This window comes from Sulfitobacter aquimarinus (assembly GCF_040149565.1).
Taxonomy (GTDB): Bacteria; Pseudomonadota; Alphaproteobacteria; order Rhodobacterales; family Rhodobacteraceae; genus Sulfitobacter; species Sulfitobacter aquimarinus.
In genome coordinates, this window is record NZ_JBEFLO010000002.1 from 570,972 (window position 1) to 592,585 (window position 21,614).

Below are 21,614 nucleotides of genomic sequence, written 5' to 3' on the forward strand. Positions count from 1 at the left end.
GACAGGAATCACATGAAACCAGGCATCGCCCATTTCGCGGCCCTTCTTTTTGGGCTGACCTCCCCGCTCGCCGCCGAACAACGGCCCGTCGTGGTCGAGCTTTATACATCGCAAGGCTGCTCAAGCTGCCCGCCCGCCGATGCCATCCTGAGCGAGCTGAGCGGCAGGTCCGATGTGATTGCGCTGGCGCTGCATGTGGATTATTGGGACTATATCGGCTGGACAGATGAATTTGGCGATCCCGCCCATGCCAAACGGCAGCGGGCTTATGCGTCTTATGCAGGTCGCCGTTCGGTCTATACGCCCGAGATGATTGTGAACGGGCAGACCGATATCGTCGGGGCCAAACCGATGGACCTGTCCAAGGCGATTGCAGAGCATAAAGCAAGAGCGCCACGTATGACGCTGGAGGCAACGCGCAACGGCGATACGCTGACGGTCAAAGGCAGCGCGCTTGGTGATGCGGCGGTGCCGATGGACGTGCATCTGCTGCGGGTCATTCCCGAACAGCAAAGCAAGATTACGCGCGGTGAGAACCGCGGCAGCACCTATGAATACACCAACATTGCCCATGATCTGCAAAATCTGGGCAGCTGGGATGGAAAAAGCCCGCTGGACATGACGGTAAGCGTGACGGGTGACGCGTCCGTGGTTGTTTTGGTGCAAGAAGCAGATGCCGGCCCCATCGTGGCGGCGGCGCGGCTGGACTAACTGGCGGCCTTGGGCCGCCAACGGCGATGCACCCAGAACCATTGCGTCGGGTCATCGCGCACCCGTTTGGCCAGACTGTCGGTGATCGCCTGGGTCATGGTCATCGCGTCCGTGTGCTCCACGGGCGCTTCCAACACTGTCTCAAAGCTCAGACCGTCAGGTTGGCGAATGCCGTAAAACGGGATCAGCAGCGCGTCATAGCGCAGTGCCAGCTCGGCCGCCGAGGGGGCTGTGTTGGCGGGCTGACCCAGAAAGTCGAATTCCGGCGCGCCAAAGACGTGTTGGTCAAACAACAGCACCAATTGCCCGCCGTCCTTGAGGTGGCGCACAAAGCCCGCCGTGCCACGCCGCCCTTGTGGGAAAACAGGACCGCCAAAGGCCTCCATCGTTTTGACGTAATGGGCGTTGAAATAGGGGTTCTTCATATCACGGTAGAGCCCGCCGATATTCAGCCCCCGTGCCACAAGTGCAGCCCGCGTCGCCTCATAATTCCCGTAGTGACCGGTCACCAGCACCACGGGACGCCCTTCGGCCACCGCCGCCTCCAATGCGGCAGCTCCGTCGCCTGTCAGCGGATTATCCGCCAGCCGTTTTGGAAAATCGCGGGACGAGTAATTTTCGATAAAGGTGCGGCCCACGTTGTTGAGGCAGCGCGATGCGATCGCGTCTCGCTCGGACTGGGGCATTTGCGGCCAAATCAGCGCAAGGTTTTTCAGCGCGGCCTTGCGGTAGCCCGCCAACGGACCAATCGCCCGTTCCACCACCGCGCCCATGAACCGCACGCGGGTCGCATAGGGCAGCATCAAGGCCGCACGGATCAGCCCGACAATCACCAGATTGCTGGCGTAATGCCCTGCATTGCGCCAGAACGGCGGCTTGGGCTTTTGGGGGGCGGACTGAGGGGCGGACATGAATACCTGAGCAAGTTGCGTGGACCTTTCACATAAACCTTGCTGCCCCGTGCAACAAGGTGTCCTAGTCTTCGTCGTCATCCGGACTGACAAGGGTCAGATCGCCACGCTCCTCCATCTCGCGGATGGCACTGATGACAGCTTGCATCGCGGTATCGGCATCGTCGGCTTTGATCTTGCCCGAATTCTCGATGTCCTCGCGCATCTGGTCGGCCATACGCGCAGACATATTGTCGAGGATGAAATCGCGGCTGTCGCCAAAACCGGCGGCTTCGGCCCCTGCCATTGCCACGACAAGCGTGGCTTGTTCGACCTCGCGCAGGATGCGGGGAACGTCGCGCACGGGAACACGGTCGGGGATATTGCCGAAGGTAAAAATGGCTTTGCGCACGGCTGTGGCCAAATCTTCGTCCGTTTCGTCCAGTCCCGTCAGCACATCATTGCGCGTGGGCGTCGAGGATGAATTGAGGATCGCGCCCAACCGCTCCACCGCGTTTGCGTCGAAGGCGGGGATGCGCTTGTTATCGAGCTGTGCAGCCAGCGACAGGCCGATCCGGTCCACCGCGTCGGGCGTCACATCACTGGTGAGCGAGACGGCATATGTAATCTCACGCGCGCGGGGGCCGGGCAGTTTGCCCAGCAACGCCGCCGCAATCGGCACATCCAGCTTTGACAAAAGCACGGCGGCGACTTCGGTGCTTTCGCTTTCGATCATCGGCAGCAGTTCTTCAACGGTGAGGGCACGCAAGCGTTTCCACGGATCGCCCGCAGCCCGCACGCCCGCTTCCTTGCGCAGCCTCGCGGCGGTTTCGCGGCTGATCTTGCCGTCCAACGCCTCTAGCGCGCCGGCGATGCCGCCCGGAAAGGACAGGCCGATTGAATCGAGTGCTTCTGTGAATTCCTCAACCACCGCAGCAAGGGTGACACGGTCCACCACCCGCATGGCACCCATCTGTTGTGTCAGATGCGCCTGCAAGTCGGCGGGCAGATCCTCTAACGCAATCTCTGCGCCTTCGTTAATCAACAACCGCACAACAATCGCGGCTTTTGCACGCTGGCTAAGCGCGGGTTGCGGGATGATTTTGGGCATGCCCAGATCAGATGACATACCGGGCAGGGGGAGCAGATCGTTCATGGGCACCGTTCTTTTTGGCAGGGACGCTGTGCCGACAGGTGTGATGCAGAAAGGTAAAAAAGGACTGAAATACGCCGCTGTTTCTGTGTGTTTCGCAAAAGAAAACGGCGCATTCTTTGGAAAAAGAACGCGCCGCGTGTGATTTTATCCGTGCAGGTGTCGTCGGGCCTTACCAGTCGACGGTTTTGCCCGTTGCAATCGCCGTGCGCAGCGAGGCTTCGGCCCATGTGCCAGCGCCGTCATGGGCGCGGATTTCGCGCAACTGCTCCAGCGCGGCCGAGATTTTACCATCCGCGACAAAGCCTTGGCCCATGTAGGCCCGCGCCAGAATATTGGCGGGGTTCTTGGCCAGCGCTTGGGCGTAATATTCCATCGCCACGTCTGTGTTGCCCATCTTGCGATTGGTAAAGCCCAGATAGGTCAGTGTGCGGTCGTCATCTGCGGGCATCTGCGCCAACAGGTCCTGCGCATCCGTATAGCGCCCCACATAAGACATCGAGCGGACCTCTTGATACAGCTCGTCAACGGTCAGCGTATGGCCGTTTTTGCTTTTGCATTTCTTTGTGCTCGCGTCATAGACAAAGCCGCTTTCGCATTTCGGCTTGGTCGGGGTGGAGGACTCTTCGCCGTTGGCAAAGGCCGCGGCGGGAAGGGCAAGAGCGATCGAGGCTGCAAGAAGAATACGCATGGTGAAGTCTCCGGTTGAATGTCTGATGCCCTTGAAGCTAGGGCGCAATGGCACGCAGTAAATGCTAAATCGTCCTGCGCCCCATCACATTACTGTTGGATAGGTCGGTGAACCAGTGCGGTTCAGGTGGTCGTGGCCACGCAGCTGTGGCTTTCGGAATCGTAAACCGACCCGTCAGCGCAGGACATCGCCTGCTTGCTTTGGTTGCAGCCCATAGCCATCCCAAGCGAGGGAAGCAGCAGCAGGGCCGCGGCAGAAAGTGCAATCTTCATTTTCATGTCCATTACTCCTTTTGTGACATTGACCCAAGGTAACGCAAAACGGCGGAATTTCCAAAGAAATCCCGCCGTGTGCTTGTTTGTCGCTTTGTATTGGGGCGATCAGCCGGGGCTGATGCGCAATATTCAGTCGCCGAAAACGCGTTTGAAAATCGTGTCGACATGTTTGGTGTGGTAGCCCATGTCGAATTTCTCTTCGATCTCTTCAACGCTGAGTGCAGCCAATACTTCCTCATCCGCCAGCAGCTCAGTTTTGAAATCACTGCCGTGGTCCCAGACCTTCATCGCGTTGCGCTGCACCAGCTTATAGCTGTCTTCGCGGCTCACGCCCGCTTGGGTCAGGGCAAGCAGAACGCGCTGGGACATGACCAGACCGCTGAATTTGTTCATGTTGGCCAGCATGTTGTCGGGATAGATCAGCATCTTGTCGATCACGCCCGTCAGACGGTGCAGGGCAAAGTCCAGCGTGATGGTGGTGTCGGGGCCAATCGCACGCTCCACGGAAGAGTGCGAAATGTCACGCTCGTGCCACAGGGTCACGTTCTCCATCGCGGGGATCACGGCCATGCGGATGGTGCGGGCCAGACCGGTCAGGTTCTCGGTCAGCACGGGGTTCTTCTTGTGCGGCATCGCGGAGGAGCCTTTTTGACCCGCGCTAAAGAATTCCGCGCCTTCCAGAACTTCGGTCCGCTGCATGTGGCGCACTTCGGTGGCGACGTTCTCGATCGAGGATGCGATTACACCCAGCGTGGCAAAGAACGCGGCGTGGCGGTCGCGGGGGATAACTTGGGTGCTGATCGGCTCTGGCTTGAGGCCGAGTTTTTCGCACACATGCTCTTCGATACGGGGGTCGATGTTGGCAAATGTCCCGACTGCACCCGACACGGCGCCCGTTGCAATCTCCTCGCGCGCGGTGCGCAGGCGGGTCAGGTTGCGGTCCATCTCGGCGTAGAACCGCGCGAATGTCAGGCCCATGGTGGTGGGTTCAGCGTGGATGCCGTGGCTGCGGCCCACGCGCACGGTGTCCTTATGCTCGATGGCGCGGCGCTTGAGCGCGGCCAGCAGCAGATCCATGTCCGCGATCAGAATGTCGGCGGCGCGGGTCAGTTGCACGTTGAAACAGGTGTCCAGCACGTCCGAGGATGTCATCCCCTGATGCACAAAACGCGCCTCGTCGCTGCCGACATGCTCGGCCAGATGGGTCAGGAAGGCGATGACGTCATGCTTTGTCACGGCTTCAATCTCGTCGATGCGGGCCACGTCGAATTCCACGTCCTTGGCTTTCCAAACCGCATCGGCGTTTTCACGCGGGATCACGCCGATATCGGCCATCGCGTCACAGGCGTGCGCCTCGATCTCGTACCAGATGCGGAATTTGGTCGCAGGCGACCAGATGGATACCATGTCGGGGCGGGAATAGCGGGGGATCATTGAAACACCTTTATGTGAGACTGTCAGGGACAGCTATGCGAGCAGACAGGGGCGCAATAGACCGTGCGCGTCATGGAAACAAGGTGCGGGCGGGGATATGCGGGGGATAATCTGCGCACGCCCGCCAATCCGCACGACGTTTAACCAAAGCGAAGAGCGCCCGCGGGAAGCGATGAGCGGCCCGCCGATGACACGAACGCTTAAAGGAAGGGCACCCCCGGACAGGGCCGTCACGGAACGTTTGCACTGCCCGCAGCCGCCGCATACACCGAAAGACAAACAAATCTGACAGAAAGCCGCGTGATGACATCGAAACCCACCCCAAAGCTACAACCGGCCACCATCGCAGCGCAGGCCGCAGGCCAGATCGACCCGCAAACAGGCGGCGTTGTGCCCTCATTGCATCCCGCGACGACCTTCGTGCGCGACGAAGACTACGCGCCCGTGGTCGAGGGCAACGTCTATCTGCGCTCCCATGCGCCCAATGGCCGGATGGTCGAACAGGTTCTGGCACAGCTGGAAGGGGCCGCCGATGCGATGGTCTTTCCCTCTGGTATGGCGGCGGTCGCGGCGGTGTTCCGCACCTTGCCCGCAGGGGCGACCGCCCTTGTGCAAAGCCAGATCTACTGGGGCACGACCGCATGGATCCGTGATTTCTGCACCCGCCGTGATATCACGCTGGTCGAGGTCGAAGCCGCCGACACAGATGCCTTTGCCACCGCCTGCGCCACCCATAAACCTGCACTTGCGTGGATCGAGACGCCCTCGAACCCGTGGCTGCGCATCGTTGATATTGCCGCCTGTGCGCAGGCTGTGCATGCGGTGGGCGGGGTGCTGGTGGCCGACATGACCACAGCAACACCCGCCTTGTCGCGGGCGCTGGCGTTCGGAGCTGATATTGCGATGCACTCGGCCACCAAGGGATTGAATGGCCATTCCGATGTGCTGGCCGGTGCGCTGTCTTGCGCCGATGCGGAAAGCGCCATGTGGCAGGCGATCCGCATCGACCGCGACACCGCCGGCGCGGTGCTGGGTCCGTTCGAGGCGTGGCTGCTGCTGCGCGGCATGCGCACGCTGCCCTTGCGCGCCGAGCGAATGTCCAGCAACGCGCAAAAGCTGGCCGAATACCTGAGCGATCACCCGCAGGTCACCGAAGTCCTCTACCCCGGCCTGCCTGACCACACTGGTCACGCGCTGGCTTGCACCCAGATGCAGGGGGGCTTTGGCCCGCTGTTGTCGTTTGTGGTCAAAGGCGGGGCGCAGGCCGCGCTTGCTGCTACGGGCAAGCTCAATCTCTTTCACCGTGCCACATCATTGGGCGGGGTCGAAAGTCTGGTCGAGCATCGCCACACAATCGAGCCGCATACAGGCATCCCCGAAGGGCTGCTGCGCCTGTCCGTCGGGATCGAGGACGCGGGCGATTTGATCGACGATCTGGCCCAAGCCTTGGGGCAGTAACGGCAATGTACGACCCCAAGGGCAACGCCAAAGAGAAAGCGGTGGACACAGTCGCCTTTCACGAGGTCGAGCCGCCCGCCCATCTGCGCGGTATCGTGCACCGCTATCTGGAGCTGCATACAAGCACGCCCTTGCAGGCCGACTACCGCTTTCACGCGCTACCCGATGCCTGCACCTATGTGGTGTTCGACCAGTATAACCGCGACGTGACAGGCGTCTCGAAACTCCGCGCCAGATCAGAGGAGTTCAATCTGGGGCGCGATTTCCACTTTATCAACATCCGCTTCCTGCCCGGTGTCTGGCAGGAACAGGGCGAGCCGATTGCTTATGGCCAGCTCGACACGCCCTACGGCGGTGATCTGCCGTTTATTGCAGTGAACCAGCAATTGGCAGAGACAGGTTTTGAAGGTGGGCTGGACACGCTCTCGACGCTGGTTGAGACGCTGATGGCCCAAGGCTACCTTGCGCCCAATCCCGTCACGGCCAAGATTTTTGAACACCTCGACGAGATCCAGACTGTCGCAGATATTGCCGCGCTTTGCGATCTGTCTACGCGCCAGCTACAGCGCACGCTGAAACGTACCACGGGGTTTGCGCCGCACGACTTTTTGAAAGTCCTGCGTTTGCAGCAATCGCTGAACGGGGCGGATACGTGGTCTTATGCCGACCAGTCCCACTTCATCCACTCCTTCCGCAATGCGACGGGCTACACCCCTGCGCGCTACACGAAAAAATTCGACGTTTAATTCAGGCGTGTCCGATTTCTACAATACCGCTGGTGTGTGACCGCGTAAAACAGTCTCATCAAGTTAGACACCACAAGGAGACAGCGACATGACACAGATGAACGCAGTAGGATGGTTCGACATTTACGTAGACGATCTGGCCCGCGCCACCAAGTTCTACGAAACCGTGCTGGATACCAAGCTGGAAGCCATGGGTGACCCCACAGGCGAAAGCCAGATGATGAGCTTTCCCGCCGAGATGAGCGCCTATGGCGCAGGCGGTGCGCTGACCAAGGCGCCCCACGCAGGACCGGGTGTCGGCGGTACAATCGTCTACTTCTCGGTGCAGGACTGCGCGCAAGAGCAAGCCCGCGTCGAGGCCGCAGGCGGTCAGGTGATCCGGCCCAAATTCTCCATCGGCGAGTTCGGATTTGTGGCCCTTTTGCAAGACACCGAAGGCAACATGATCGGCCTCAACTCACTGAAATAACGCCGCAAGGGCATCCCGCAGGTCGGGATGCCTTTTTTGCTATGGCTCTCCCATCCATGCAGGGGCAAAAGACGCCCAATCAGCGCTTTGCCACCAGCGGGGCAAATGCGCTTGGGACAGGCGCGTTTTTAGTCCCGCATTCCTATACCGACATCAGCACACAGCAGCTGCGACATAGCGCGTGTCGCTTTTGCATCCGGTGGGGCAGGGCGATAGCATCGGAGGATGACTGCGATTCTGCAAAACACCCTCCCGCCAGAGATGCGCGGTGAGGCAGGGCTGCCCGGTATGGCGCCAGCGGCGGCGCACGACTGGCTGCGCGTGGATGATGCTTACGCGGCGCAAATGCAGCGGCGGTTGGCGCTGTTGGAGCATCACCGCAAGAATGTCTTGTGGCTGGACCCGACAGCCCAGGCGGCGGCGGTCGAGGTGCTGGAGGAGGCGCTGGGCGTGCTGCCCGCCTTGGGCTTTGAGGTGACGCCCACCCACGTCATCTGCCCCGACGCGCGGCAGGTCGCCATCCGGCGCGAGGAGCCGATGCTGACGCTGGGCCAGCTGGTCCAAGAAGACATCTGCCTGATGCGCAAACACGGCGAGGAGCATGTGTTGGTCGGCGCGGTCCTCTGCTTTCCCGCCAGTTGGCGGTTGGCAGAAAAGGCGGGCAAGCCGCTGATCGGTATCCATGAACCTGTCGCGGAATACGACAGCACAATCGCCAAACGCGTGCAACGGCTGTTCAACGCCATCCGCGTTGGCACACCGCTGTGGCGCTTCAACAAGCTGTGGTATGACGATGCCGAACTGCATCAGCCGCGCTCGGCACATGGGGCCACACGGCGGATCGAGCCGGACAAAATGGCCGCGCCCTACATCCGGTCAGAACGGCAATGCCTGATCCGTATGCCGCTCAGCGATGTGGTGGTTTTCTCGATCCACACCTATGTCGTCACAACCTGAGAGGGCATCCGGCGGCCTTCACCACTGGACCCGTAGCATTTATGCAGGGCCAATCACCATATGCGGTTGCCCGTCCGAGGTTTTCTGCGGGCTTTCACCCTGCGCGTTGATCGTCGCGTTCACCTGACGCCGAAGCGAGGTGAAATGCTGCGATTCCACCACATCCACAGGTTCGTCAAAGCGCACGGTCAGCGACCAGACGCCCGAAGACGACAGCCTTGCCGCCTTGATCACCCCGTCAAACGCATGTCCCAGATAGCGGCCCGAAGCCCGCTGCCCGGGGTGCCATTGCACCGCGCTCACATCCGCCTTTGCGGCCAGCGTGTTCCAGTCGCGCATGCCCCATTGGTGCGCGACGGTCTCCAGCGCGCTGGCGTGGGTCATCTCGGTGCCTTTGTCGCGCATATCGGCACGCAGGCGCTTTGCTTGTGCTTTCAGCACGTCACGGGAAGGTATTTGTGTCATTGTCCATCACTCCTTTTGCGTAAATTGCCGAGGGGTGTCCGCGTTGCCATCAGTCCACGCGAGGTGTGGTTGAGGACGTCTAATTGCTTCAGGGCTTCACCATTTGCGGACGGCAGGGGCCTGACCCTATGACGCCGAAATAGGCGGGCAGGGCGCATAAAACAAGACCCCGCAGGCGTGGGCCTACGGGGTCTGTGGTAATTCGGTTGTATCTTGGACGCGTTAGCGGTCGATCTTGGCACCCATGATGGCAATCGCCTGCTGGTACACGGTCGCCGCGTTCCACTGTTTGATGACCTTAAAGTTCGGCTGACCTTCCTGATAACCTTGGCCGGGCTTCCAACCCTTGCGGCGCAGGAAATTCGCGGTCGAGGCCATCGCGTCTGTCTGGTTATACAGATCAACGCGGCCGTTGCCGTCGCCGTCCACACCATAGCGCATGGCATTGCCGGGCAGGAATTGCGTATGCCCCAATTCACCGTGTTTGGCGCCTTTGGTGTTGCTGTCGATGGTGCCTTGGTCCACCAGCATCAGCGCACCAATGGCGTGCGGCACAAAAAACGCCGAGCGGCGGCAATCATAGGCCAGCGTGGTGATGGCCGACACAACGCGGCTGTTTCCCATGAACCCGCCAAAGCCCGTCTCCATCCCGTGGATCGCCAGCAGAACGCCAGACGGCACGCCGTATTGCGCCTCAAGCGACTGGTAGAAACCCGCGTTGCGCGCCTTGCGCTTGCGGCCTTGGCTGACAATGGTGTCTGCGCCGCGAATTTTCAGGAATTTGTCCAATGTGTATTTGAACGACTTCTGGTTGCGGTCCGCTTTGATCGTGCCAGAGGCGTATTGCGCATCGGCCAGCGCTTGCAGGCCGCGCTGCTTGACGCCCGCCTTTTGCGCCTCGGCTGCAAAGGCCGCTTTCCACGCGCCAAACCCGCTTGCGTTATTGCCGCATTGCGCCGCGACTGCGGGCGCGGCCAGAGCCGCCGATAGAGCAAGCGAAATTGAAAGTGTCTTGAGTGCGCGCATGAACAAGGTCCTCTGATATGCTGATTGGGCGCACATTACCCAACCCTGTCGCGCTTGCATAGTCTTGTCGCCGGCACGCAGCGATCCGCGCCAGCGTGCGCGGAAAAGTGCCGTTCTTTGGCGGCTCATGCATTAACTGGCGTGCGGCCTTTTCTTCCCGCACTTAATCAAAGCGCGTGACGCCTGCTTTCTTCAGCTTCTCCATAGCCTCTTCTTTGGTGAGCTTGCCGCTTTCATACCGCATGAGGATATAGCTGACCTTCGCGTTGTTCAGGATTTTGGAGCCTGTAGCCTTTGCCGCTGAAACGGTATCTTTAGGTGCAGCAGGTGTTCGGGTCGACGTGGTCGGATCATTGGCCGTCATATAAACCAGGGCTGCAAAAGCAACACCAACGGGGAGCAAAGCACCAACGATCGCAATCGCGATAATACCCGGCACCACAAATCGCCTGCGCCCCGAACGCGAACGCTGTGGCGGGGGAGGCGGGGGTTGCGGCGCGGCTGGGGTCTGCTCTTTGGCTGCAAGACGCGCAATGCGTTCTTCAAAATCGGTTTTCATCACGCCCTCCTGAACTGAAATCCGGCGTCTCGCGTCGGTTCAATTATGGAAGCATGCACAACCAATCGGGCGAGATTGAGACTTTAAACGGAAATCTACACGTCAGAATTGAAAAAGGGCGCCCCGAAGGACGCCCTGATTATCTTGCTGCGGGAAGGATTAGCAGCTGTAGTACATGCCGAATTCCACAGGGTGGGGCGTGTGCTCATAGGTGTGCACTTCTTCCATCTTCAGCGCAACGTAGCCTTCGATCTGGTCTTTGGTGAACACGTCACCAGCCAGCAAGAAGTCCATGTCTTTGCCCAGCTCGTCCAGAGCTTCGCGAAGGGAGCCGCAGACGGTCGGGATGTCGGCCAGCTCTTCTGCGGGCAGGTCATAGAGGTTCTTGTCCATGGCTTCGCCGGGATCGATCTTGTTCTTGATGCCGTCAAGGCCGGCCATCAGGAGCGCTGCAAAGCACAGGTATGGGTTGGCTGCCGGATCGGGGAAGCGGGCCTCGACGCGCTTGGCTTTGGGGGATTCTGTCCATGGGATACGAACACAGCCCGAACGGTTGCGTGCGGAATAGGCGCGCAGAACGGGTGCTTCAAAGCCCGGGATCAAACGCTTGTAGCTGTTTGTGGACGGGTTGGTGAACGCGTTCAGAGCTTTTGCGTGGGACAGGATGCCGCCGATGAAATACAGCGCCTCTTGGCTCAGATCAGCGTATTTGTCGCCTGCGAACAGGGGCTTGCCGTCTTTCCAGATGGACATGTTCACGTGCATACCCGAGCCGTTGTCGCCATAGATCGGCTTTGGCATGAATGTCGCGGATTTGCCGTAGGCGTGGGCGACATTGTGGATCACGTATTTGTATTTCTGCAGCTCATCCGCTTGCTCGGTGAGCGAGCCAAAGATCAGGCCCAACTCGTGCTGGCAGGACGCCACTTCGTGGTGGTGCTTGTCGACCTTCATGCCCAGACGCTTCATCGTGCTCAGCATCTCTGCGCGCAGGTCTTGGGATTCGTCTGTCGGGTTGACGGGGAAATAGCCGCCTTTGAGGCCGGGGCGGTGGCCCATGTTGCCCATCTCGTAATCCGTGTCAGTGTTCCATGAGGCATCGGACGCGTCTACTTCGTAGGACACTTTGTTGATGCTGTTGGAATACTTCACGTTGTCGAAAAGGAAGAATTCGGCCTCGGGACCCATGTAGGCAACATCACCGATGCCCGAGGACTTCAGGTATGCTTCGGCTTTTTGCGCCGTGCCGCGCGGGTCACGCTCATAAGCTTCGCCTGTGTCGGGCTCGACGATGGAGCAGTGGATGCAGATCGTTTTTTCCGCATAGAAGGGGTCAACATAAGCGGTGGATACGTCAGGCATCAGCTTCATGTCGGAGGCTTCGATGGATTTCCAGCCCGCGATGGACGAGCCGTCAAACATAAAGCCTTCCTCGAGGAAGTCCTCGTCAACGAGATCGTTGACGATTGTGACGTGCTGCAGCTTGCCGCGTGTGTCTGTAAAACGGATGTCGACGTATTCGATGTCCTCGTCTTTGATCCGTTTGATCAGGTCTGCATTGGCGCTCATGGCGGTATCCTTTTCCAGTATAGTGTAGATGTCGTGGATTAAAGCGCGTCTGAACCGGTCTCGCCGGTGCGGATGCGAATGGTTTGTTCGATGGGCGAGACAAAGATTTTGCCATCGCCGATTTTTTCGGTTTTGGCGGCATCTACGATGGCGGCGATGGCGGCATCAACCTGATCATCGTCCAGCACGATTTCGACTTTCACCTTGGGCAGAAAGTCGACAACGTATTCCGCGCCGCGATACAGCTCGGTGTGGCCCTTCTGACGGCCAAAGCCTTTGACTTCGATAACGGAAAGCCCCTGCACGCCGACGTCCTGAAGGGCTTCCTTCACCTCGTCGAGTTTGAATGGCTTGATGATCGCTTCGATCTTTTTCATGGTCTTCCCCTTCGTCTTTCCGTGCAAGTGATCACATCCAGCTGCCCGAGAATCCATCGCCAACCGTAGGGCGCGGGCAGGATCGCGGGCGAAAAGCGATGCGCGTGATGCAAAAGTAGGCGCTGCGATCAATTATTGTGCGAAATGAAAACATGCACGGCATCCACCAAGGGAATCGTTATCCGCAGCGCAGGGAGCTAACGCAAAAAAGCCGCAGCTTTCGCCCACCCGGTTAGACAACACGCGGGAGGGGCCAAAAGCTACGGCTATGTGCTGCGCGCCATGCAATTTTCCGAAGGAACTGCCATGGCCGCGCTATTTTTGTGCAGGCGTTAGGCTGCGTGCAGGACTTCGCCGCGGGCGCGGGCGCCGTCTGCGGTGCTGATCTCCAGCCCGTCTGCATAGAGCACATGCGGCCCGTCGCAGAAAATCTGGATCAATGTCTGTTCCTGCATACCCAGATCGCGAATGAATTCGCCATCCACCAGCGTGCGTGCGGCGACCAATGCGCGGTCCGCGCTGAACATCGCCTGTGCGCGCCAGTCGCGGATCAGACACATCTGATCCCCTGCCAGCAGCACATCGCGTTCGGGGCGGGTGTGACCCAGCGATCCTGCCGCCAATGCGATGGTGCGCACCATGCGCGTCGTGCGCTGGATATGCTCGACGCGGGCGATGCCGCTGTCGCGTGTAATGATTTTGTCACCGACACTTAGGTATTCCGCTGGCATTTCGCCATCGAGTGTCAGTACTGTGGTGCCTTGCAGCAGCCCCGTATCACGAGGTGCATAAGGCGCGTAACGGCCCGTCTGTGGAAGCTCTCCACCTACAAGCCCGACCGTTTTCGGTTTCATGGCGTGTCTCTCTTGTTGTCTAACCTGCCTCAGGTTGTCGCAACAATATGACAAGAAAATGTTCATGTCGCGTGTTTTTTTAGTCTCGTATCTTTGATTGTGGTTTGTTAGTGACGCGGTGTTGATGTCGGCAGTGTTCGAATTCAACGTGTGCGGGTGTGGCGGAATTGGTAGACGCACCAGATTTAGGTTCTGGCGCCTATGGCGTGGGGGTTCGAGTCCCTTCACCCGCACCACTATAAACTTCTGTTTTTGAATGATTGTTTCGCGGTGGCCGAAATGAGACGCGCTTGGCTCTGTGTGTCGCGACCTGTGCATCACTGCGTGACCGCGGCGTCAGTTCACTGTGCGTGCTTCAGATTTCGGGATCGGTCAGTGTCAGATTAACGCCGCTTTTCTCTAACCGTTTTATGAAACGCTGCGCTTTTGCGCCGTATTCTTTGCGGTTTTCAATAAACTCAGCGCGGCGTTCTTCCGCTGTCGCTTCGCCTGCGGGCTCCATCCGCCAGATTTCGAGGGCGACCAGTTTGCGCAGTTTGTGTAGATCGGGATTGGGGGGGGGGCGGTCATTGTCTGATTTCCTGAGTTTTGGGGGCAGTGTGTATTAACGCACCTTTATGTCGACAGTGGGTGCAGTGCCGTCACTGCAAAACAGCAGGCGGCCATCTGCGTCTGTCAGGGTCGTCGCAAACGCGTCGCCGTCGCGCGCCACATGGGCGTGGATGTCATCGCCGTCCTCGACGTTCCCGAAAAACCACGCATTGCGTGTGGCGTTCAGGCGCGGCGGTGCAGCGCGGTTCTGGGCCCATTCAGCGGCTTTGGCGATGACTACAAAATTCTTGAAGTACAAAAAATCCGCAGCATTAAAATCACGGATGCGGTTCACCTGATGCACAAGGTCGGGGGAGCCTGTAGCAGCGGTCAACTTCTTGGCGTGATGCTGGTCCAGCAGTGTGTCTATCGCTTCTGTATTATAATCGGGCGTGGTCCAGATGCCGCGCACTTTTGCGAACTTCTTGTTGCTGCCACGGGTTTGGCGCTTGATCAGGCTTGTTAGAAACTCCGCCTCACCACGCAGTTCACCGTTCACGGTGTATTTTGTGACCGCCAGGGAATGGGGGCTCTTTTTTGCGACCAGACTGGTGTGGCTTTGGATGGTGTCATCTTCACCGACGGGGGCGTCCAGATCAAACCACGTCCGCAAATACATCACAGCGGAATACATCCGGTCGCCGCCTGTATCGAGCCAGCGTGACGGCGGCAGCCCCATATCCTGCGCAATCAGTGACCAATGCGCCTTAAGGCTTGCGGTCAGCGCCCAGTCTTCGGAGATGGTGTGGATGTCCAGTTCGGGCAGGCCCGCCAGATGTTGCCAAGTTGTAGTCAATATTGCCATCGGCGCACTTTCTTCAGGCCTTTATTTCACTTTATGCTTGTATCGCAGGTGTTTCCATTACATTTTTTTAACAACTAACCCATTGATAACACGATTTTTAGGACGCCTTATGCCGGAATGGTCTGTTTTTTGCGAAATCCTTTCGCGTTATACCAAAGTCGACGTCGCGCGGGACTCGGTTCTATTCGGTGACGGGCTTAATCTTAGCTCAATCCGGTTTGCGGAATTCATCCTTGATCTAGAAGAAACCTGCGATCTGGATATCGATATCGACGAACTGGATGCCTCGATAAAGACGGCGGGGCAGTTGTACGACCAGCTGCGTGTCACTGGCGCGGCATAACGGTTTGGGAGTAGCAAAAGCGGTGAGCGCGCAGTTGTGAGTGACGCACAATGACCCCGGACGAGATATGGCTTTCGGTTGTTGCAGGCAGCGATCTTGAAGACACGCGGCCTGATTTCAGGTTTGATCCGGTCTTCTATATTGAGAACAATCCCGACCTGTCTGCGGCAGGTGTGGACCCGCAGGTGCATTACGATAACCACGGCCGTGAAGAGGGCCGCGCAGGCACCGGATATGAGAGCGTCCTTGCGAGTTTGCCGAACCTTGATGCGCTGATCGCGGATCTGGTCACGCTGCCCGCGCTGCGCGAAGGGCTTGAGCGTGGTGAGCCTGAATTTACCGCACTGGCTTATGAGTTGATCAATCTGGGCCATCCCTTTGATCTGACGATCTCGGACTTTTCGGCGGCCTATTATCTGGCGCAAAATACGGATGTTGCGGCGGCTGGCATGGACCCGCTGATGCACTTTTTGCGCCACGGCCTGCATGAGGGGCGGCGCAGCCTGCAACATCTGCGCAAGGATCGCCTGAACGGTGCCCGAGTGTTTGATCCGTCCAAGCCAACCTGTTTCGTTGGCGTGCACGAATGCTCGCGAACAGGTGCGCCGCTGGTCGGGTTAGACATCGTGAAAGAGGCGCAAGAAACCCACAACGTGATTGTAGGCACCCTGCGCCGAGGCCCGCTGATGGGGCAATTCCTCAAGCATTGTCATGCGGTTGTCGTGTCCCAGAACCTTGACCGCGATGCGCCGTTTCTGGGGTTGGACGCCATCGACAAGATTGACCGCGGTATCCTCAACTCGGTCGAGAGCCATCCTTTTTTGAAATTTCTGGTGCGGCGCGACATCCCCTTTGCGTCGTATCTGCATGAGTTCACCCACTACACCTTCCCGACGTACAAACCGATCCATGTGGCGCTGTTTTCGGATGTATTGGTGTTTTCGTCGGATTCTGTGCGCTGGTCGTGGGGGGGGCTGTTTGACGATCTGTCCTTTGATGTAGAGCGCGACAGCTTCATCGTGCCACAAGCCGAGCTGGTCCCCGGACAGGTGGGGCAAGCCGAATATGCAAAAGCCCGCAGACGTATCGGTGATGTGCTGGGGATTGATCTGGGTAATCGCAGGCTGGTGTACGGAGCGGGGCAGGTGCAGCTGCGCAAAGGCACGGATATGTTTGTGCAAGCCTCACAGATTGCACGGGCAAATGGCGATGACACCGTGTTTATTTGGATCGGTGACGGTCTGAACCCCGAAGACGTTAACTTTGGCGTCTGGCTGGATCTCCACCTGCGCGAGATCAATGCGGGCACGGCTGCGTCTAACCTGCATTTCATTCCTGCGGGGGAGTATTATCCGGACATCTGTGCCGCTGCCGATGTGTTGTTCTTGCCATCAAGGCTGGACCCGCTGCCGAATGTGGTCTTTGACGCGGTCCGCGCAGGCTGCGAGGTTTTGTTGTTCCGCAATGCCTCGGGCTTTGATGACCCGCGCTATGCGGATCACAAGATGATGCACGCGGTTGAGTATTGCAACGTCGCCGAAGCGGCCAAAGCCTTGCCCGATCTGCCGCGCAAAGCTCCGGGGCGCAGAGGGCATGGCCGCACGGCTGCGGCCAAGATCACAGATGTCTTCAGCCAGATTGTCGACGGGTTGAGCGACAACAAGACCGCCACCCTCAAGGGTGATGCGACCGAAGGCAGCATCGACGTGCCGGTTCTCTTTACCGGCGCAGACGACGACCGCGATGCCCGCAGGGTCGAGCGTGCAAAGCTGCAAGCCTATGGCCGCCGCCGTGTCTGGGGCGATATGTCAGAGGCACGCGATGCGCTGGCGCAATCGGTCAACTTTGTCCATAACGCCTGCGAGATCGAAACATTCCAGTGGCCCACCAAAGCCGAGGCCGCCACACCGCCCGAATTCTCGATCCATGTGCATGCCTTCTACCCCGATGATCTGGAGGCTGATCTGCGCCGCTTTTGCGCGTTCAAAGTGGCCAGCAAGGTTCTTGTCACTACAGACACTCTTGCCAAGGCCCGCCAGATTACTGCCATTGGCGAAAAGACAGGCATCGCCCTTACCCCCGTTGTCTTGCCCAATCAGGGGCGCGACATCCTGCCGTTTCTCAAGCTTTTCTCGGAAGGCTACGCCGACAGCAGCACGGACGAGCTGTGGTGCCATGTGCATCTGAAAAAATCCATCGGCGTGACGGATGCCGCCGATGTCTGGAAAGACTTCCTGATGACCATCCTTTTGGGGGACGAGACGCGCCTGTCGCCTGCAATGTTCACCGCAGCATGGGCGGGCAACGGGCTGGTCACAGCGTTTGATCCGCATATTCTGGGCTGGGGGGATGCGCGGCGCCATTTTTCTGCACTTTCGCCGGAAATAAGTGACCGCCTTCCAGCACAACCTGTGCTATTCCCCGTGGGAAACATGTTCTGGTGCAAAAGCAGTGTCGCGCAACAGATGATCGATTTATTCAATCCCAACTTTGCATGGCCGAACGAGCCGTTGCCAAATGACGGGACTATCTTTCACCTGATTGAGCGGCTATGGCCCACGGCGGCGGCGTTGACCCATAGCAAGGCGGTGTTTATCGCCAAACCAGATCAAAAGAGGTTGTAATGCGGCTCATTCTTCATGTCGGTATGGGAAAGACGGGCACCAGCTCGATCCAGCGTGCGTTGCAGGGCAATGCGCAGACGCTTGCGGCGCAGGATGCGCTGTATCTGGGTATGTGGTTTTCCGCGATTGATACAAAGTTTGACGGGCATGACGGGCTGATGGCCTTTTGCAACAGCACCGCCGAACAGCAGGTCGAATATGCCCGCCTGTTCAAACAGGCGCTGGCAAAAACCGCCGATGCCAACGGTACGCGCACCTTTATCATGTCCAACGAGGGGCTTTTCGACCGCGTCGATAAAATACTGCCCTTCCTTAACGCGCTGCGCGGTGAATTGGATGTGTCGGTGCTGGCTTACATGCGTGACCCGCATCAATGGCTGCCTTCCGCGTTTCATCAATGGAGCTTGCGGCACAAAACCTATGAAGGCCCGATGCGGTCGTTCAGCGATTTCGCCCCCGAATTGATAAAACAGTACGAGGCGATCCGCATTTGGCAGGGGCATTTCAGCGATATTCTGGATGTGCGCCTGCATGACAAAGGCACCGATGTGGTTGCCGATTTTGCCAAAGGGTGCGGCCTCACACTGGACCTGCCCGACGTGCGCCACCTTGAGCGGAGCGAGCCTGCGGAAACCTACCTGCGTGCCGCCTTCAATGCGCGCCTTGCCACAGGCGGCATGCCCGAGACATTCGACCGTCAGGTCCATAATGTGCACGCCCGTCCTGTCCCCACATTCGAGACGTTGATGGACCTGTGTTTCAAACATGACAACATCGATGGCATCGTGGAAGAACAGCGCGAACTGTTTGAATTCATCAAGAAAAATCTGGGTTTCGACTTTTTGTCAGGCCCGCCCACAGCGCCACGGCAACCCGATCAGGCAGCCCTCCAGACTCGTCTGATCGACTATCTGATCGAGATCACGCTGGAGCAGTCCATAAGGCTCAAACGGTTGGAAAAACTGGCCCATGAACGCAGCCAGAACGAGGGCGGTTAAGCGCTGAGCTGGCGCAGCACTTCGATGTTGCGCAGCACTTGGGCAAAGGGGTCATCTGTCCTTGCCTCCAGCATCTGGGTCAGTCGTTCTTGCAGCAAACCCGCACTTTTGGCCGCCACGTCCAACAGGTCCTGATCGGTTTCGATGAACGGCCCTTTGGGTGCAGCAGCATCCAGCACCGAACACCCCAATCGCGCCTCTATCCAGTCGATATCGGCGCGGTTCCTCTCGATCACGGGGGCCACAGCTGCGGCCGAGAATTTGAGCTTGGCCGACCCGATAGACGAAAGCGCCTGAATAAAGCGGTTGTTGCGTTGCAAGGTGTTTGGCATGCCCATTTCCAAGCCTTCGCCCTTGTTGCGTTGGGCAAACAACAGCGCCGTCGCCTCTAGCGACAGGCTTTCGTTCACACGCAGGCATTGGGCGGGATCAATGTCGATGCCCAAATCGGCGCAGAAATCCTGCACCACATCACCGCCGACAAACGCGGCAGGATCAAACAGCTTGAGGGTCACATTCTCGCGGCCAAACACCTCGTCCAAACGGCTTAGCCTTAACTGGTATTTCGGCCAAACGACATTCAGATTCAGAGTGTCGAGTTTGCTGCCCTTCAAGAGTTGTTGAAATGCGCTTTGCATATAGGCGACGGGCGGGCGCACATAGGCCATGACCTCAACCCGTTCGGATCGCGCCGCAAAATAGTCGCGCGCGGCTGTCAGGCCTTCTACATCGGTATTGGAAATCACCTCTGCTGAAAAAATCAGATCTTTGTCTGTTTCTTCAATCAGCGTGTCCAGCTTGTTTTGCCAGTTGCTTTTTCGGCGCGCGATCACATCTGCATCGAACCCTTGTGCTTTTGCCGCGTGATGTGTCTCGGGTGCGATCCAGAACAGGGTAGCAAACACGCCGGTCAGGTTTCCTGTAGGCGACATGTCGGGATAGACCCAGTCTTTCATGGTTAAGTTGCGCAGTGTCGCCTGAATGGAACTGGACCCTGCTTTGGTCATACCTGCGTGCAGGACTGTTCTCATGGTTGGTCGTTCCTTATGTGATGGGGCCGATGGCGCAAATGATTAGATCGAAGTGGTTTTATCGCAAGGTGAATTTCGTATTCATAGCCGCATAATGCGCGGAATTAGGCGATCGTTTGCTGGATTTCATTCCCCATGCAGGGTAGATTTGCGCTGGAATACTAAAGGCTCAGGGGAGAGCAGAATGTCGGATATATGTGATGCTCTTTTGCTGGAGTTGACCGGTGCCGCATCTTTGGAAAAAATTCGCGCAGCCGTCGAGGCGAGCTTTGAGGCGCGCGGTAAACCGCTTGAGTTTTACAAGAACCGAATAAGCCATCGAAACGCTGTTTTCCGCGGTGCCGCGCAAAGGTTGGCCGCGGCCCGTGAGGACGAAGCCTTGTTGGAGTTGTGGCAAGCGGTCCCCGCCGATTTGCCGTTGAGCCGTATTTTCATTCGTTCTCTGGACCACGAGAGAGATAGCGTACGCTTGCGGGCGCATTGGCAAGAAATCGAAAGCCGTCACGCTTCTGCGCCGGAACTTGACGCACTCGTTTCGGAAATGAAAGCGCGCCGCCCCGACGTCTGGACGATTTCGGATTATGGCGAATATGGATCGCTTGACGCGCCATTGGTAGAAGTGATGGAGAGCTTTTATGATCGCGACTGTCCCGACCTCAGAACCGCACGTTTTGCAGATGCGCTGATCGCCCAGCGTGGTTTGTCCGGTGTAGAAGCGGCGACATTTCGCAAAAAACTGTATTGGGGTGCCCATACGCGCAACTACTTCAAGTTTATCACGTCGTTGATTAATGCCCGGAAAATAACAGATGATCCTATGTCGCGTGACCAGATTGCGCGGATTGAGGAACTTCACAAACAACGCTCGGCGCTGGTTGTGTTGCCAGAACCCGGGGCACTGACACGGGCCAAGGAAAAAGGCCGGACAGTCCTCCTCGCGCATGCGCACGCTGGTGCTGCAGCGGGCTGGGCCGTGTTTGTCCGCAAATTGGGCATGAAATCGCTGCTGTTCTCGGCAAACAGCGAAACGGGAGACAAGCCGCTGATGCATCGGTTGTCGACCCGAAGCAATGGCGCGATGAATTTCATGAAAGCGGTCAAGATGATCAAGCGCGACCAGCACCTTGTCAGGATTTTCCCTGACGGAGGGGACGGTGGCGACCGTATCCCCGTTGATATCTTGGGATGTTCTTTGGATATTGGCGCGGGCGCAGGGACGCTGGCATGGCACGGGAAGGCCGCAACCTTCTTTGGTGGCGCACGCTGGCGCAGCGATGGCAAGCTAGAGCTTTATCTGCGCGAGGGACCAGCGGTAGACGATGGGACCGACAGGGAGACATTCGAGGCAGAGTTCGCGAATTTCTACGCCAGAATGTTGGAGGAAATCGCATTGGGTGCCCCCGAAGACATCGTCGGCAAGGGCGGCATCTGGATGAAACTGGCCCGCGCATTGGCAGAACAGCAAGAATGCAACTGACACCCGTGTCAGTTCGGCAGCGCCGCGTTAACTTGCGCGCAAAATACACGCAATACGAGAAAAATCAAGAAAAAAGGGGTCCTTGTGCGCAGAGTGCTATACCTATGCGTG

The 21,614-nt window shown here is 58.3% G+C and carries 23 protein-coding genes and 1 tRNA gene; 11 read left to right on the forward strand and 13 right to left on the reverse strand.

Annotated elements, in window-relative coordinates:
- Positions 1-12 precede the first annotated feature (12 nt).
- The gene (locus ABMC88_RS06830; RefSeq protein ID WP_349576087.1) at positions 13-711 is read left to right on the forward strand and encodes a DUF1223 domain-containing protein; all 699 of its coding nucleotides are present in this window, start codon (positions 13-15) and stop codon (positions 709-711) included.
- Here ABMC88_RS06830 and ABMC88_RS06835 read toward each other — a convergent pair.
- Positions 708-1,622, reverse strand: a complete 915-nt coding sequence (locus tag ABMC88_RS06835; protein ID WP_349576088.1) for a lysophospholipid acyltransferase family protein — start codon at positions 1,620-1,622, stop codon at positions 708-710. The genes ABMC88_RS06830 and ABMC88_RS06835 overlap by 4 nt on opposite strands.
- 64 nt (positions 1,623-1,686) lie before the next feature.
- A complete protein-coding gene (locus ABMC88_RS06840; RefSeq protein WP_349576089.1) occupies positions 1,687-2,757 on the reverse strand; it encodes a flagellar motor switch protein FliG in 1,071 nt (356 codons plus the stop codon).
- Between ABMC88_RS06840 and ABMC88_RS06845 the strand changes: the two genes are divergently transcribed.
- The gene (locus ABMC88_RS06845; protein ID WP_349576090.1) at positions 2,756-2,899 is read left to right on the forward strand and encodes a hypothetical protein; all 144 of its coding nucleotides are present in this window, start codon (positions 2,756-2,758) and stop codon (positions 2,897-2,899) included. The two genes, ABMC88_RS06840 and ABMC88_RS06845, sit on opposite strands and share 2 nt — an antisense overlap.
- 27 nt (positions 2,900-2,926) lie before the next feature.
- On the opposite strand, the gene ABMC88_RS06850 is transcribed toward ABMC88_RS06845, so the two are convergent.
- The 3 genes from ABMC88_RS06850 to purB all read right to left on the reverse strand — a co-directional run bounded on the left by ABMC88_RS06850 (position 2,927) and on the right by purB (position 5,154).
- Entirely contained in the window at positions 2,927-3,445 is a 519-nt protein-coding gene (locus tag ABMC88_RS06850) for a tetratricopeptide repeat protein (RefSeq protein WP_349576092.1), read from the reverse strand.
- A gap of 122 nt (positions 3,446-3,567) precedes the next feature.
- Positions 3,568-3,723 (reverse strand): hypothetical protein, encoded by a 156-nt coding sequence (locus tag ABMC88_RS06855; RefSeq protein ID WP_349576093.1) that lies wholly within the window; start codon positions 3,721-3,723, stop codon positions 3,568-3,570.
- 126 nt (positions 3,724-3,849) lie between these two features.
- Positions 3,850-5,154 (reverse strand): adenylosuccinate lyase, encoded by a 1,305-nt coding sequence (gene purB, locus ABMC88_RS06860; RefSeq protein ID WP_349576094.1) that lies wholly within the window; start codon positions 5,152-5,154, stop codon positions 3,850-3,852.
- A 303-nt stretch (positions 5,155-5,457) separates the two neighbouring features.
- Between purB and ABMC88_RS06865 the strand changes: the two genes are divergently transcribed.
- The 4 genes from ABMC88_RS06865 (at position 5,458) to ABMC88_RS06880 (ending at position 8,784) form a co-directional block, all read left to right on the forward strand.
- The gene (locus ABMC88_RS06865; RefSeq protein WP_349576095.1) at positions 5,458-6,612 is read left to right on the forward strand and encodes a trans-sulfuration enzyme family protein; all 1,155 of its coding nucleotides are present in this window, start codon (positions 5,458-5,460) and stop codon (positions 6,610-6,612) included.
- Between the two features lie 5 nt (positions 6,613-6,617).
- Complete coding sequence (locus ABMC88_RS06870; protein WP_349576096.1) at positions 6,618-7,358, forward strand: helix-turn-helix domain-containing protein; 741 nt, start codon at positions 6,618-6,620, stop codon at positions 7,356-7,358.
- A gap of 88 nt (positions 7,359-7,446) precedes the next feature.
- Complete coding sequence (locus ABMC88_RS06875; protein ID WP_349576097.1) at positions 7,447-7,827, forward strand: VOC family protein; 381 nt, start codon at positions 7,447-7,449, stop codon at positions 7,825-7,827.
- A gap of 225 nt (positions 7,828-8,052) precedes the next feature.
- Positions 8,053-8,784 carry a heme-dependent oxidative N-demethylase family protein gene (locus tag ABMC88_RS06880; RefSeq protein ID WP_349576098.1) on the forward strand — a complete coding sequence of 244 codons (732 nt, stop codon included), beginning with the start codon at positions 8,053-8,055 and terminating at the stop codon, positions 8,782-8,784.
- A 39-nt stretch (positions 8,785-8,823) separates the two neighbouring features.
- Here ABMC88_RS06880 and ABMC88_RS06885 read toward each other — a convergent pair whose 3' ends face one another.
- From ABMC88_RS06885 to ABMC88_RS06910, 6 genes are all read right to left on the reverse strand, one after another.
- On the reverse strand, positions 8,824-9,249 hold the full coding sequence (locus tag ABMC88_RS06885; RefSeq protein ID WP_349576099.1) for a glyoxalase superfamily protein: 426 nt from the start codon (positions 9,247-9,249) through the stop codon (positions 8,824-8,826).
- A 222-nt stretch (positions 9,250-9,471) separates the two neighbouring features.
- Positions 9,472-10,275 (reverse strand): lytic murein transglycosylase, encoded by an 804-nt coding sequence (locus ABMC88_RS06890; protein ID WP_349576100.1) that lies wholly within the window; start codon positions 10,273-10,275, stop codon positions 9,472-9,474.
- A gap of 163 nt (positions 10,276-10,438) precedes the next feature.
- Positions 10,439-10,834: a hypothetical protein gene (locus tag ABMC88_RS06895; RefSeq protein ID WP_349576101.1), complete on the reverse strand. Its 396-nt coding sequence runs from the start codon at positions 10,832-10,834 to the stop codon at positions 10,439-10,441.
- A gap of 159 nt (positions 10,835-10,993) precedes the next feature.
- Positions 10,994-12,403, reverse strand: coding sequence for a type I glutamate--ammonia ligase (glnA, locus tag ABMC88_RS06900; protein WP_349576102.1), 1,410 nt, complete (start codon positions 12,401-12,403; stop codon positions 10,994-10,996).
- A gap of 38 nt (positions 12,404-12,441) precedes the next feature.
- Positions 12,442-12,780 carry a P-II family nitrogen regulator gene (locus ABMC88_RS06905; RefSeq protein ID WP_349576103.1) on the reverse strand — a complete coding sequence of 113 codons (339 nt, stop codon included), beginning with the start codon at positions 12,778-12,780 and terminating at the stop codon, positions 12,442-12,444.
- Positions 12,781-13,112: 332 nt separating this feature from the next.
- On the reverse strand, positions 13,113-13,634 hold the full coding sequence (locus ABMC88_RS06910) for a Hint domain-containing protein (RefSeq protein WP_349576104.1): 522 nt from the start codon (positions 13,632-13,634) through the stop codon (positions 13,113-13,115).
- Between the two features lie 152 nt (positions 13,635-13,786).
- Between ABMC88_RS06910 and ABMC88_RS06915 the strand changes: the two genes are divergently transcribed.
- Positions 13,787-13,870: transfer RNA gene (locus tag ABMC88_RS06915), tRNA-Leu, on the forward strand.
- A gap of 368 nt (positions 13,871-14,238) precedes the next feature.
- Here ABMC88_RS06915 and ABMC88_RS06920 read toward each other — a convergent pair.
- Entirely contained in the window at positions 14,239-15,030 is a 792-nt protein-coding gene (locus ABMC88_RS06920) for an LnmK family bifunctional acyltransferase/decarboxylase (RefSeq protein WP_349576105.1), read from the reverse strand.
- Between the two features lie 109 nt (positions 15,031-15,139).
- On the opposite strand from ABMC88_RS06920, the gene ABMC88_RS06925 reads away from it, so the two are divergent.
- From ABMC88_RS06925 to ABMC88_RS06935, 3 genes are read left to right on the forward strand one after another with little or no spacing between them, the layout of a single operon-like run.
- Positions 15,140-15,373 (forward strand): phosphopantetheine-binding protein, encoded by a 234-nt coding sequence (locus tag ABMC88_RS06925; protein ID WP_349576106.1) that lies wholly within the window; start codon positions 15,140-15,142, stop codon positions 15,371-15,373.
- Positions 15,374-15,423: 50 nt separating this feature from the next.
- The gene (locus ABMC88_RS06930; protein ID WP_349576107.1) at positions 15,424-17,997 is read left to right on the forward strand and encodes a rhamnan synthesis F family protein; all 2,574 of its coding nucleotides are present in this window, start codon (positions 15,424-15,426) and stop codon (positions 17,995-17,997) included.
- Positions 17,997-18,995 (forward strand): hypothetical protein, encoded by a 999-nt coding sequence (locus ABMC88_RS06935; protein WP_349576108.1) that lies wholly within the window; start codon positions 17,997-17,999, stop codon positions 18,993-18,995. Before ABMC88_RS06930 ends, ABMC88_RS06935 begins: the two co-directional genes overlap by 1 nt.
- On the opposite strand, the gene ABMC88_RS06940 is transcribed toward ABMC88_RS06935, so the two are convergent.
- Positions 18,992-20,026 (reverse strand): hypothetical protein, encoded by a 1,035-nt coding sequence (locus ABMC88_RS06940; protein ID WP_349576109.1) that lies wholly within the window; start codon positions 20,024-20,026, stop codon positions 18,992-18,994. The two genes, ABMC88_RS06935 and ABMC88_RS06940, sit on opposite strands and share 4 nt — an antisense overlap.
- Positions 20,027-20,210: 184 nt before the next feature.
- On the opposite strand from ABMC88_RS06940, the gene ABMC88_RS06945 reads away from it, so the two are divergent.
- The gene (locus tag ABMC88_RS06945; RefSeq protein ID WP_349576110.1) at positions 20,211-21,503 is read left to right on the forward strand and encodes a hypothetical protein; all 1,293 of its coding nucleotides are present in this window, start codon (positions 20,211-20,213) and stop codon (positions 21,501-21,503) included.
- Positions 21,504-21,614: the final 111 nt, after the last annotated feature.

Excerpts from the sequence above, each read along its gene's own strand:
- ABMC88_RS06830 (WP_349576087.1), top strand. The coding sequence starts at position 13 with ATGAAACCAGGCATCGCCCATTTCGCGGCCCTTCTTTTTGGGCTGACC.
- ABMC88_RS06835 (WP_349576088.1), bottom strand. The coding sequence starts at position 1,622 with ATGTCCGCCCCTCAGTCCGCCCCCCAAAAGCCCAAGCCGCCGTTCTGG.
- ABMC88_RS06845 (WP_349576090.1), top strand. The coding sequence starts at position 2,756 with ATGGGCACCGTTCTTTTTGGCAGGGACGCTGTGCCGACAGGTGTGATG.
- ABMC88_RS06840 (WP_349576089.1), bottom strand. The coding sequence starts at position 2,757 with ATGAACGATCTGCTCCCCCTGCCCGGTATGTCATCTGATCTGGGCATG.
- ABMC88_RS06850 (WP_349576092.1), bottom strand. The coding sequence starts at position 3,445 with ATGCGTATTCTTCTTGCAGCCTCGATCGCTCTTGCCCTTCCCGCCGCG.
- ABMC88_RS06855 (WP_349576093.1), bottom strand. The coding sequence starts at position 3,723 with ATGAAAATGAAGATTGCACTTTCTGCCGCGGCCCTGCTGCTGCTTCCC.
- purB (WP_349576094.1), bottom strand. The coding sequence starts at position 5,154 with ATGATCCCCCGCTATTCCCGCCCCGACATGGTATCCATCTGGTCGCCT.
- ABMC88_RS06865 (WP_349576095.1), top strand. The coding sequence starts at position 5,458 with ATGACATCGAAACCCACCCCAAAGCTACAACCGGCCACCATCGCAGCG.
- ABMC88_RS06870 (WP_349576096.1), top strand. The coding sequence starts at position 6,618 with ATGTACGACCCCAAGGGCAACGCCAAAGAGAAAGCGGTGGACACAGTC.
- ABMC88_RS06875 (WP_349576097.1), top strand. The coding sequence starts at position 7,447 with ATGACACAGATGAACGCAGTAGGATGGTTCGACATTTACGTAGACGAT.
- ABMC88_RS06880 (WP_349576098.1), top strand. The coding sequence starts at position 8,053 with ATGACTGCGATTCTGCAAAACACCCTCCCGCCAGAGATGCGCGGTGAG.
- ABMC88_RS06885 (WP_349576099.1), bottom strand. The coding sequence starts at position 9,249 with ATGACACAAATACCTTCCCGTGACGTGCTGAAAGCACAAGCAAAGCGC.
- ABMC88_RS06890 (WP_349576100.1), bottom strand. The coding sequence starts at position 10,275 with ATGCGCGCACTCAAGACACTTTCAATTTCGCTTGCTCTATCGGCGGCT.
- ABMC88_RS06895 (WP_349576101.1), bottom strand. The coding sequence starts at position 10,834 with ATGAAAACCGATTTTGAAGAACGCATTGCGCGTCTTGCAGCCAAAGAG.
- glnA (WP_349576102.1), bottom strand. The coding sequence starts at position 12,403 with ATGAGCGCCAATGCAGACCTGATCAAACGGATCAAAGACGAGGACATC.
- ABMC88_RS06905 (WP_349576103.1), bottom strand. The coding sequence starts at position 12,780 with ATGAAAAAGATCGAAGCGATCATCAAGCCATTCAAACTCGACGAGGTG.
- ABMC88_RS06910 (WP_349576104.1), bottom strand. The coding sequence starts at position 13,634 with ATGAAACCGAAAACGGTCGGGCTTGTAGGTGGAGAGCTTCCACAGACG.
- ABMC88_RS06920 (WP_349576105.1), bottom strand. The coding sequence starts at position 15,030 with ATGGCAATATTGACTACAACTTGGCAACATCTGGCGGGCCTGCCCGAA.
- ABMC88_RS06925 (WP_349576106.1), top strand. The coding sequence starts at position 15,140 with ATGCCGGAATGGTCTGTTTTTTGCGAAATCCTTTCGCGTTATACCAAA.
- ABMC88_RS06930 (WP_349576107.1), top strand. The coding sequence starts at position 15,424 with ATGACCCCGGACGAGATATGGCTTTCGGTTGTTGCAGGCAGCGATCTT.
- ABMC88_RS06935 (WP_349576108.1), top strand. The coding sequence starts at position 17,997 with ATGCGGCTCATTCTTCATGTCGGTATGGGAAAGACGGGCACCAGCTCG.
- ABMC88_RS06940 (WP_349576109.1), bottom strand. The coding sequence starts at position 20,026 with ATGAGAACAGTCCTGCACGCAGGTATGACCAAAGCAGGGTCCAGTTCC.
- ABMC88_RS06945 (WP_349576110.1), top strand. The coding sequence starts at position 20,211 with ATGTCGGATATATGTGATGCTCTTTTGCTGGAGTTGACCGGTGCCGCA.